Source organism: Peribacillus sp. CSMR9 (assembly GCF_033141925.1).
Lineage (GTDB): Bacteria > Bacillota > Bacilli > Bacillales > DSM-1321 > Peribacillus > Peribacillus simplex_A.
Genome location: NZ_JAOPHO010000060.1, coordinates 16,017 through 27,058, shown reverse-complemented (window position 1 = coordinate 27,058; position 11,042 = coordinate 16,017). Strand labels below are relative to the sequence as shown.

The window sequence follows — 11,042 nt, the reverse complement described above, 5'->3', positions numbered from 1 at the left end:
TCCCCTCTCAGATAGACTGTTAAGAACATTTTATCATGCTCTCTTTTTACTCTGTCTACCTGTAGGGGATAATACCACCATACATCTTGGGACATCCTCTTTTTTATAGATTAATATTCTTTTGTCCTTATCCTTTTAGCTGCATAGGCAAGGTTTTTCAAACATTCTATTCGAACTTTATCGTCACATACAAAGTCGTATAAAATTTCATTTTCCAATTTTGAATATATTAATGAGATTTCATCCTCTTTTGTCCATTTTCCCATTCGATAAATTTCTAAGTGACTTAGCATTTCTTGTACAAAGTATTCGACCGTACCAAACAAAACAGTCATTTTATATACCCCACTCTTTTTCTAATCATGATTTTCTTTGTTTCTTTTCTAAAACCTATTTCATTCTATATATCCTATAATCCAAATTCATAAAAATCATCATTATACTTTTTTACAAATTTTCATTCTTAATAAAGTTCGAAAGGCTTTACTTGTTTCTACGGGTATAGACATTATTATTTAGTTTTGAGTCAATATCAATAGACGATTTATTACAATACATTCTATATGTACCAATTATCTAGTACTTTAAGAACCATGCAGAGTTGTCACAATCTTTGTAACAGAAAAAAGAGCAAGTAAAAAAGATTGCTTGCCCTGTTTCTTACTAGCAATTAAGAATAAGTTATACATTATCATCATCTAAATCTTGAAAGTTAAACTAAGCAAGTTCTCCAATACAGTCTATTTTCTTTAATTGAATCTCTTCAATGGTATACCCTTTTTGCTAGCATTAAACCAGATTCCGTTACATCCATCACCGCTCGATCTGTATTAATTGAGTTCACAACTAATTCCTGGTAGAGGGAAGGAGCACTCCTTAGGATATTCTGCTAACCATTTCTATTTATTCATTTTGCTCCATTAACATGGTCCATAATCCCTCCCTTTCCCTTAATCATTTTCCCTGGAATCATCTATACGCTTGATCTCCACTCTCGGAAACTTCCATACCTTCTAATTGCAAAAGACTCGACACTAGTGAAATAGAAAGATCCGTTCTTGAAAGTGATTGTTTCCTTTCCTCATTTATTAGGCTACGATTCAAAAGACATATTGGATTTATTTGTGACTTTATATGTAACTGAGTGGTATACAATTGCCCCCTTTTTAATATGATTTTAAAGATGGTAAGGATAAAGGGGGATATAGTATTGAGTGAAAACAGCCAGGAAGCTAATATGAGAAATAATTCTGGAATGTTTGTTGAACGTTCTTTAGATGAAATCCGTTTTTGGTCACGAATTATGAAGGAACACTCGTTATTTCTAAGACTGGGTTTCAGATGTGAAGATACACAGCTAATTGACGAAGCTAATCAGTTTTTTCATGTATTTGAACGGATAGAACAGCAATCTCATTCCTTTACAAATCAAACTGATCCAGAACAGATTAGAATATTTAATGCGGAAGTGCAACAAGCTGCTACGAACATATTTTTCTTTAAAAGGAAAGTGTTGGGGTTAATACTTACCTGTAAATTGCCTGGTGCAAACAATTTCCCACTTTTAGTTGACCATATAAGTAGGGAAGCCAATTATTTTAGAAAACGATTAAAAGAATTAAATGAAGGTAAATTGAAACCACTTGCTGATGCTATCATCAAAGAGAATGTTTTCTTTTTAAGGATCATGGCGGATCATGCAAAATTTATTGGACATCTCCTTGATCCATCGGAAAGAAAGCTTGTAGATATGGCGCGAAACTTTAGCAATGATTTTGATCAATTAGTCTTTCAAGCTGTAGACTTAGAGTCCATGAAGCCGCAATCTCAAACTGCCCCTCTTTTGGATCAATTCCTAGATCAGAACCGTGTTTCCGTCGTATCACTTCGAGACTTTAAGAAAACCGCCAGAGATTTAATCGAAGAATGCAAAATCAAGAGCATTATCCATCCTCTATTGGCTGATCACGTTTTCCGTGAGGCCAATCGTTTCCTTGAAATTATCGATATGTTTGAATCCCATCTTACAGGTGAAACATACAATTAATTGAGTGTGAATTATATAGAAAATTGCAATTATCGGCTAAAGAGATTATAACCTAAAATAGGCCCCTCTCGATTTAGAGAAGGGCTTTTCCTATGTTTTTGCTGTTAATAAAGTGAGTTCACCAAATTTTATCCATTCCCCCTAAGCCCATCCTTTTTGGACTCTTACTTAGCTTAACTATAAAGGATATTCAAGCACTAGCTCGATTTTAAATGGCACTCTTACCGATCATAATCTATGCCCACTTTTCTAGGACATCCAACTATTGCATTTTTGAGAATCTCAAATTCCTCGGATTTATAAAATCAGTTTACGCATTGATCCCCATTCGCTACTAATGCAGTATTCTTGCGCCTTCAACATTCAGGGGGAAATTTCTCCCGGATGGAAAAATTCTCTGATTTATCGGACTATACTTTTCAGTTTAGATATTTTTTTAGTTTCTCTTTATCAGAAACATGAATCCATGGTAAATCTCGATTATCATTATTAATGCCAGGTTGGATAACTCGGCTATATAAAAGGTCATAAATACAATCATTTATTAACTGTATATCTTTTTCTGATATTTTCCGGTTATAGGTTATAGCAGCTGCTCCTGTTTGTTTAGTTACTCCTCCTATTAAGCCCCGTTGTTTTAATGAACTTCTAATAACTTCTCTGATAGCGTCTAGACAAGTCAACGGGAATACATCAAGGTGTTTAACAATCATTCTAAAAATATCCTCTTTAGATAAGTCGTGTTCAATATTTTGTCGCAATTATTCCACCCCCATCTTCAAAACATTCTTCAAACGAAACGTAATTTCCTCCTTTATCCACAAAAAGGACAAAACCCCTAATCGATACCACCCTTTGCTTTATTCTCAATAAATAAGAAAACTGATTTACGGCTTTCAGTCACAAATACAACTTCTGGAAAAACGACCCATTTGGTCTTTAAACTTTTATCGAAGATCAACAAATAATTAACCAATGCCCACAAAAAAAAGCCCTCTCGATTTTGAGAAGGCCATTTAACAATGGAGGAGTACCACTTAGGGGGTAGTACAATAATATAATTATCGCCAATCAAAAACATTTATATTCCTCCCTCCCTTATATTCAGTAACAATTTAGTGAAAGCTTCTTTACCTGCCTTCAGTGACGATTGCCCCTTAGACATTCCCCATCTGCCTTCCATAACTATTGAATTGCTTTTTAAGTACTATTTGTAAAGCTTTAATAAGGCTTGGTTCTAGGAACGTTAAATCCACCCCCGCAATAAGACGTGCTTTATAACGACTTTTTAATGTTTTGTGAAAGCTACCCCCTTTGATTGACTGCTTTCATTCTACTTATTAATGGATTTCAAAAGATTAAACGGATGCTTATTCCTATCTTTGGAAATAATAGAGGCCACTAACTCTATTCAATTTTCTCCATGTTTCTGGTATGCTTTTATCTATAAAAAAAGAAAGGTGTAGTTACGATGATAAAGGAATTCAGGGAGTTTATAACTAAAGGAAACGTTCTCGATCTTGCTATAGCTGTAGTGATGGGTGCTGCATTTGGGAAAATCGTTTCATCGCTAGTCGAAAATATTATCACACCTCTAGTTGGAATTTTACTAGGAGGGGTCAATGTTTCTTCGTTAGCCCTTCCAGTTAATGGCGTGGATGTTCAATACGGTGCATTTGTTCAAGCTGTGATTGATTTCTTGATTATTTCGTTTGCGATTTTCATGTTTATGAAGATAGCGAATTCTCTTATTAGAAAAAAGCAAACGGACGAGGAAGAGGTAATTGTAGTGGTACCGGCAACCGAGCAATATTTAAAGGAAATTCGTGACCTTTTACAAAAAAATTCAAGGCAGGATGAAACATTATAATTTCATACTTTAATTCAACACACGGAACCATTTAATAATAATGGTCGCATGTCTTCTTGGAGTAACGGAAACGAAAGTTCAAGAAGACATATAAATAATTAACGATTTGGCCACTCTCAATTAAGGGAGGGCCATTCTAGAAGCAAAAATAGAACGTGAAAAAGTATTAAATGACATGGCAGAACACCCTCCTTTGATACAACCGCAAAATCAATAGATGAATTATCTAATAAAAAACTAAAATGATAATCTGCAATAAAAGGTATCCCCTCTAAATCAATGGCGTTTTCTTGTTTAATTAACGGTGAAAGTTCAAAATTACCGGATTCACCTCTCATTCTCCAAAATAAAAAGCATCCTCGAGAGGATGCCCTTACATGGACTCATAATTTTTAATTTCAAATTCATTTACAGGCCGATTAATTGACTTTCCCAATTTTTTAATAAGCTCTTGGTAATCCTTAGTATCATTAGGATCTATACCTTCTCTGACGTTTAGTATCTCATATCGATCATACTTCTCTGGAATAAGTTTTCCGTCAACATGGATATAAAGCCTATATTTAATTCTCAGATTCATATTACCATCTCCTTTACTATCAGTTCGATATAGGGAGCTAATTTCCTGCAAGAAATAGCATCCTTATATGGATGCGCCAATATCTATAATCAGAAAGATTCGCATTTTGTTTTAACATTAGTAAATTTGCAATGAAAGGTGCATGGATAAAGCAGTGGAGGAAGTATGCAATAACTTCATACTCCTCCTACCTGATGGGAAGTGCTGTTATTTATATATAAACATATTAATAAATATACTTTCTTGAATTCAACTGAATTTTTTTGTCATTTAGGGCATAAATTGTTCAATACGACCCAAAATGGAGGTTTTTTATATGAACCACCCCGAACAAGTATTAAATATGTACAACTACCACGTGTGGGCAAATGGAGTTATCATTGATCGTTTAACTGAACTTCCAGAGGACATTTATCATAAGGATATTCAGAGTGGTTTTTCTTCGGTATCTAAAGTGTTGTCTCACATTTATCTTACAGATTACACTTGGTTTGACATTATCTCAGGTAATAGTATGGATGAAGCAATGAAGTCTTCTAATCTATTAAGAGAAGTGGTGGAAAAGAAAAGTATTGAGGAAATGAAAAAAACATTTATAGACTTATCCGAAAGAAACAAAGCCCTTCTGGAAAGTGTGGAGGATATGGGAAAGGTAATTGTCGTGGATAATCCATATGCTGGGTTGCTTGAAACTTCCATTTCCGAATCGGTATTTCATGTTGTCACTCACGGATCATATCATCGTGGTAATATAGCTACCATGTTGCGACAAATGGGGCACACTTCCGTTATGCAAGATTTTGGCCTTTACCTTTATTCAAAATAGAACACCAAACTATATACCATTTCCTGAATAGGGGGATGTATCGATGGATGAACTAGTTGGCTCTTGTGTTCGCTGTGCACATGATGTATATTGTACGGCTGGTTTTCTGAACGGTATTCTGTTAGATAACAAGAAAATCTTGTGTTTTAATTGTAAGGATATTTTAAATGCGATGATCAAAGAAGAAAGTTTGGAGGAGGAAAATCAAAACTAGATGTTTAAATAGGTCATGCCAAATTAATGGCATGACCTATTTTGCCCGATGAACAGTCAGATTGACCTTGTTGGTTTCACACATGAACGTTGAGAGGTGCACAGGCTGGTCGTTTGCATCGAAAGCAATCTTCACTATTCTAAATAAATTTGCGCCAATATCGCATTCTAAATATTTAGCATGGATTTTTGTAGCACCAATCACGTCTATAATTTTATCGTTACTGACTATTTCGGTATGGTAATCTTCCAATAGGATTTTATAAGTTGATTCATCCCTTGCAATCTTCTTTTCCAAATCCGGAAAACGAAGTAACGAATAATGAGCGGTATCGTAGAAAAGCGGACGCTCATCTACATACATGAGTCGCTCTAGTTCGAGAACGGGGCTTCCTTCTTCAATGAGGAGATGACCTGCAACATCTTTTGGTGCGGCTATGACCTCACTTCTTAAAATCCGGGAATTCGGTATCTTCCCAAGCTGATGACTAAACTCTGAGAATCCACTTATGGATAACAACTCATTATGAAACTTATTAGATGCAACAAAGGTACCCCTGCGCGGAATACGTGTCAGTGTTCCTTCCTTCACCAATTCCTCGATTGCTTTTCGAATGGTGATGCGGCTAACGTTATAAGTTTCACAAAGCTCTGCTTCGGTTGGGATTTGTTCATCTGGTTTGTATTTACCGTTCTGAATATCATTCTTCAACATTTGCCTTATTTGCATATATAGTGGCTGGGGGGTTGAAGGATTTAAATTCATATTAGATTCATCCTTATCCGTCAAAATTTATTATTTACTACCTATTATACATGATTTACAGTCCCAGTCACCACGCACCGAAATAGCTAATGGTTTTCGCAGCAGACTCTGTACCCAATTCTAAGCAATTTTCGATAGATTGGCCTTTCAATAATCCATAAATAAAACCGGAAATGAAGGAATCCCCCGCACCCATTGTATCCACCACATTCGCTTCAAGGGCACCGCATTGATAAAATTGAATGCCGTCATAGGCAAGTGAACCATTTTCTCCTAAAGTGGCGACCGCAATTTTAGATCCTTGATTTTTTACATCATTTAAAAATTGGCGGATAAAAGCATCATCCTTCGTATAAGAGAAAAAAGGATAATCAACAAACTTCGGTAAAGTCTTCACTAGATCATGATCTAGCTGATCTGAGAAATCAAAAGACGTGAGCATTCCATTTTCTTTAAATAAGGAATAGTACTTATCCGCATGTCCCCAAATCCCTGAATGTATGAGCTGGTATGTTTGAATGTAATGGAGTTCTTCTGTCGTTAAGCGGAAATGTTTCATGACACCTTCATCGTATTCTCCAAACTTGCGGTCATTTCCTACCATTTCAACAAAAGTAACAGCTGTTTTTCCTTCTTTCCGCGAAAGATGAGAAATATCAACACCTTTTTCCTGAATCGCTTTAACCATTTTTTCACTGTATCGATCGGAGCCCACCCAGCCGATATAAGCAGAGTCAGCACCTAACCCTCTTAAATAGACAGCCACATTTAAAGGATTACCCCCAGGATAGACCTCCCCGCTCTTTTGATAAACATCCATACAGTTATCTCCGACTGTAACCGTTCTCATCATTTTCCCCCGCTTTCTTGAAACTTAAGAGCACTACTAAGTAGTGCTCCACTTATCTTAATATTCCATTTGGCGATAGTATCTTCTAAGTGATAATGGATGATTTCTTTCACGCTCAAGGTATACGCTGATTCGACTTAATACTGACCAGTTGATGCTAACAGAAAAATGCTTTCTGAATTCTTCGCTGATGCCTTCCATTTCAAAGCTTTTGGTATCAATAACCGTAATATTTTTTGAGATTTTTTCTACAAATCTCTCTACACGGTCCATCAGCGGTCTAGTTTCATCTTCCCCTTTTAGTAAAATAACACTTGTATCTTCAACAACAAGTTCAAGCGTACCATGGAAAAACTCTGCAGCGTGGATGGATTTCGCCTGGATCCATTGCATTTCCTCTAAAATGCACATGGCATATGAATAAGTGTTTCCCCATAGGTTACCAGAACCGACCATCATGTGGTAATCCGTGTCTTTATGTGTAATGGCAAATTCCTCTGCTTTTTTGTCAAAAGATTTTACGGCATCTAGAATTGCATGCGGAAGTAGAGAAACCTCCTTCGTGAATTGTTCATATTGCGGGAATTCATTGTTGTTATGCATGAAACGGAAGACGATCATGTACAAAAGCATAAAGAAAGTATCAAAAGAGTGCGTTTCAGAACCAGTCGTTATACAGTAATCCGCAATTTGTGTTAACGGAGTATTTGGCTCTGCAACTAAAGCGATTGTAGTTGCGCCTTTTTCTTTACAATATTCAGCCGCTGCAACTGTTTCTTGAGTAGTCCCGGATACAGATGTAAAAATACAGACTGAATCTTTGCTGAAATGCTTATGATTCATCACCATGAACTCAGCAGCAATTTCTGCATGGACATCGATGGTAGAATTTGATTTTAAAATGTATTCATATGGATACATCATGGCTATGGTGCCACCAGCACCGATAAGGAAAATATTGCTGTAGCCCCTTTTTGTGATTCCATCTACGATTTCTTCAATCTGGCCTCTAAAAGCAAGGCCCTCTTTTTCTACAAGATTTAGAAATAACTCCTCATCAAACTTTAGCATTAACAGCTTCCTCCCTTACCTTTGTTTATTTGTTATGTCTTGTATTATATCTAAGCATAATAATTTGTACAATTGTTTTATTTTAAATTTTAGTGTGTTTGTCAAAAGAAGTCCTAACTTCCCTTAAAATTCTGCTAAGCCACGATATCACTGTCGTTATTTCTCTTGGATCCATATTTCCTTTCCCAATAATAGTAAACCGGCAGACCTGTTGCGATGACGATCAATGCTGCAATCACTCCTTGAATAGGCGCCCAAGTAAATGTTCCCCAAGCCAGCCATGATGCTCCAAGAATAGCTAAAAACGTCGTTAACCTCCACATTGGCATACGATAGATTGGATTATAATCATCCCTTTTACGGCATTTATAAACAGCGGCAAAGTCCATGATGTTAATTACCAATTGAATCAGTGTGAAATAGCCAAGTAATACTGTTAAATTACTGAAGCACACAAGTATACATGCATACGTAACCTGAACGATGATAGAGAAACTTGGAGTTTCATATTTAGGATGAACTCTTGCAAAACGTTGAAAGAATAGTCCGTCCTTTGCCATTGCGTACTCAAGGCGGGGCTGAAACATTATGCAAGAACTCAGCGAACCCAAGATAACAATAATCGCCGTAATGGCCACGAATGATGATGCAATATCAGATAATCCCGGAATATATTTTACAGCTTCAGAAACAGCCGCATTGGAGTTGATTAATTCATCAAACGGCATCAAACCGATGACACAAACGGCTAACAGCGTATATAAAGCCAACACGATGAATACCGAACTAATAAGAGCTCGTGGAAGTATTTTCCCTGGATTTTTGAACTCCCCAGCCATGAAACAAATCGCAGCCATTCCCGTATATGCCCATGTGGTTGCGGATACACCACCTATTAAACTTGACTTTTGGGCACCAGGTCCTGGTGTATAAGCAAAGTTATCAGGATTCATGTACATAATTCCCAAGACAATGACAATCAGGAAAGGAATGATCTTGATAGCCGTGATAATGACTTGGAAAAGACCTCCTTCCTTCACACTTCGATAATGAATCGATGTGATGAGCAGGATGATCGCAATACCCAATAATTTCCCGGCGACCCCAGAGAAAAATGGGAAAAAGGTTGCTAAATAAGAAACGATGGCTAAGGCCATAATCGATATGGATGGGGGATCCAACGCCCAGAAAGTGGCCCATCCATATAAAAATGCCAGAGGCCTCCACCCAGCTTTATTTAAATAAACGTAACCGCTTCCATTTTGGGGGTATGCTGTCGATAACTCCGCCAGCACCATTACTTGCGGAATGGCAATCACCCCGCCTATTATCCAGGCTAGAATGGAAATGGAAGGAGTACCCGCAGCCTTTGCAACATCACCGGATGAGACAAAAATACCCGACCCTATTGTAGTTCCAACAGCAATAGCCAGAGCAGACCAAAAACCCAGTTTTCGTGTAAGTGTGCCATTACTCATAAAGAGTTCCTCCAAATTAGATGATTAAATTCCCAATTCCCTAACTTTTTCAATTGATTTTTTGATTGCATCTCTTGGATTTTGATAATAATTTGATCCCATAATCTCTAAAGTACAACTTCCTTTGTAACGATGGCTTTGAAGGCTTGTTAAATATTCCCTCCAATTTAAAACCCCATCATCCAGTGCCAAATGTGCATCTGATTGACCATCCCCGTCCATTAGGTGAAAATGGCCTAATTCGGGAAGGAAGGAATAGTACTCATCAGGTGTTTCACCCGCCAGATGCATGGAAACCGTATCTATCATTCCATTTAATGAAGTAGATTGGATTTCCTCTATCATTTTCTTTAGCCCTTTTGAGTCGATTACCAGATTGGATTCATACTTTGTCAATGGCTCTAAAACAAGTATCAAACCTTCCATCTCAGCTACTTTGGTTAATTGAAAGATTGAGTCACTTGCATATTTCCATGATTCCTCTTGTGAGACAGAAAAGTCCCCTATTCCAGAAGTGATAAGCATCATGTTTGTGTCTAACTCCAGCGCGGCATAAAAATTTTCCATAAAATATTCCATGCTTTTTTTTCGCCAATGAGCATCCGAGGATGCAATGTTATAAGGATAGATACATTGTTCGGGGGTATAGCAAATGATTTTCATATTTCTAGACTTAATTTCCCTTCTCAAACTCCTTATATTTCCTAATATGTTTCGATAAACATACAAATGCGGCTCCCCACCCCATAACTCAATGCTATTAATCCCAAGGTTGTCCATGCAATCCAAAAAATAATGAAAAGGGAAATGCCTAAAAGTTATATTCATCCCTGCAATATTCAATTATTTCACCCCCTCATAATAACTTTTTATTTGTTATGCTTTGTATTATAATCAACTAGTACATTCATTGCAATAACTATTTTGAATATTAAAAATATAACCATTCGCAAAATACGGAAAAGTCGTGATTTTATTGTTCAACATTAATTAACTATTTTTTAGTGAATACGAATGGTAGAATGTTAAAGTATTATACCTAGTGCACAAATTTCTCTGGTACATTGTAAGTATTATATTGGTGATTATTGTTTGAAATATGATATACCTGTAGAATGGATGTTAACCTAGGGGATTTCCAAGAGATAATGTATCCTGAAATATTGTAAGTGAGTGGTTAATAAAGAATAAACACCTCAAAAAAGCCGTAATTGAGGTGAATCTCCTTAAATGCTGTATTTTACCGGAAAATATAGGTGGGTTTACACTAATACTTCGTGAGACGAATTAGTTTCTAAACTTTTAAAAATAGCAGGCAGTACAATTTGTACTATCCTAGCG

At 36.5% G+C, this 11,042-nt stretch carries 13 protein-coding genes and 1 pseudogene; 4 read left to right on the top strand and 10 right to left on the bottom strand.

Annotated elements, in window-relative coordinates:
• Window positions 1-110: 110 nt before the first annotated feature.
• Together N9I19_RS19895 and N9I19_RS25315 are read right to left on the bottom strand one after the other, a co-directional pair.
• A complete protein-coding gene (locus tag N9I19_RS19895; RefSeq protein ID WP_061462602.1) occupies window positions 111-335 on the bottom strand; it encodes a hypothetical protein in 225 nt (74 codons plus the stop codon).
• 575 nt (window positions 336-910) lie between these two features.
• Window positions 911-1,081: pseudogene (locus N9I19_RS25315) on the bottom strand (succinyl-CoA--3-ketoacid-CoA transferase); the annotation flags it as partial.
• A 156-nt stretch (window positions 1,082-1,237) separates the two neighbouring features.
• Between N9I19_RS25315 and N9I19_RS19890 the strand changes: the two are divergent.
• Window positions 1,238-2,047 (top strand): DUF2935 domain-containing protein, encoded by an 810-nt coding sequence (locus N9I19_RS19890; RefSeq protein ID WP_089364543.1) that lies wholly within the window; start codon window positions 1,238-1,240, stop codon window positions 2,045-2,047.
• 419 nt (window positions 2,048-2,466) lie between these two features.
• Here the strand turns inward: N9I19_RS19890 and N9I19_RS19885 are convergent, their stop codons facing one another.
• Both N9I19_RS19885 and N9I19_RS19880 read right to left on the bottom strand, forming a co-directional pair.
• Window positions 2,467-2,808, bottom strand: a complete 342-nt coding sequence (locus N9I19_RS19885; protein ID WP_089364510.1) for a hypothetical protein — start codon at window positions 2,806-2,808, stop codon at window positions 2,467-2,469.
• Window positions 2,809-2,885: 77 nt separating this feature from the next.
• Window positions 2,886-3,128 carry a hypothetical protein gene (locus N9I19_RS19880; RefSeq protein WP_317778764.1) on the bottom strand — a complete coding sequence of 81 codons (243 nt, stop codon included), beginning with the start codon at window positions 3,126-3,128 and terminating at the stop codon, window positions 2,886-2,888.
• A gap of 390 nt (window positions 3,129-3,518) precedes the next feature.
• Between N9I19_RS19880 and mscL the strand changes: the two genes are divergently transcribed.
• On the top strand, window positions 3,519-3,917 hold the full coding sequence (gene mscL, locus N9I19_RS19875; RefSeq protein ID WP_284471133.1) for a large conductance mechanosensitive channel protein MscL: 399 nt from the start codon (window positions 3,519-3,521) through the stop codon (window positions 3,915-3,917).
• A gap of 373 nt (window positions 3,918-4,290) precedes the next feature.
• Here the strand turns inward: mscL and N9I19_RS19870 are convergent, their stop codons facing one another.
• Window positions 4,291-4,497: a hypothetical protein gene (locus N9I19_RS19870; RefSeq protein ID WP_061462595.1), complete on the bottom strand. Its 207-nt coding sequence runs from the start codon at window positions 4,495-4,497 to the stop codon at window positions 4,291-4,293.
• A gap of 316 nt (window positions 4,498-4,813) precedes the next feature.
• Between N9I19_RS19870 and N9I19_RS19865 the strand changes: the two genes are divergently transcribed.
• On the top strand, window positions 4,814-5,323 hold the full coding sequence (locus N9I19_RS19865; protein ID WP_317778763.1) for a DinB family protein: 510 nt from the start codon (window positions 4,814-4,816) through the stop codon (window positions 5,321-5,323).
• Window positions 5,324-5,366: 43 nt separating this feature from the next.
• Window positions 5,367-5,537 carry a hypothetical protein gene (locus N9I19_RS19860; RefSeq protein ID WP_284471135.1) on the top strand — a complete coding sequence of 57 codons (171 nt, stop codon included), beginning with the start codon at window positions 5,367-5,369 and terminating at the stop codon, window positions 5,535-5,537.
• Between the two features lie 36 nt (window positions 5,538-5,573).
• Here N9I19_RS19860 and N9I19_RS19855 read toward each other — a convergent pair whose 3' ends face one another.
• From N9I19_RS19855 to N9I19_RS19835, 5 genes are all read right to left on the bottom strand, one after another.
• Window positions 5,574-6,302 carry a GntR family transcriptional regulator gene (locus N9I19_RS19855; protein ID WP_048678490.1) on the bottom strand — a complete coding sequence of 243 codons (729 nt, stop codon included), beginning with the start codon at window positions 6,300-6,302 and terminating at the stop codon, window positions 5,574-5,576.
• Between the two features lie 67 nt (window positions 6,303-6,369).
• The gene (gene frlD / locus N9I19_RS19850) at window positions 6,370-7,152 is read right to left on the bottom strand and encodes a fructoselysine 6-kinase (RefSeq protein ID WP_317778762.1); all 783 of its coding nucleotides are present in this window, start codon (window positions 7,150-7,152) and stop codon (window positions 6,370-6,372) included.
• 57 nt (window positions 7,153-7,209) lie between these two features.
• Window positions 7,210-8,223 (bottom strand): SIS domain-containing protein, encoded by a 1,014-nt coding sequence (locus N9I19_RS19845; protein ID WP_317778761.1) that lies wholly within the window; start codon window positions 8,221-8,223, stop codon window positions 7,210-7,212.
• Between the two features lie 134 nt (window positions 8,224-8,357).
• Complete coding sequence (locus N9I19_RS19840) at window positions 8,358-9,701, bottom strand: amino acid permease (protein WP_317778760.1); 1,344 nt, start codon at window positions 9,699-9,701, stop codon at window positions 8,358-8,360.
• Between the two features lie 24 nt (window positions 9,702-9,725).
• Entirely contained in the window at window positions 9,726-10,544 is an 819-nt protein-coding gene (locus N9I19_RS19835) for a TIM barrel protein (protein WP_317778759.1), read from the bottom strand.
• Window positions 10,545-11,042: the final 498 nt, after the last annotated feature.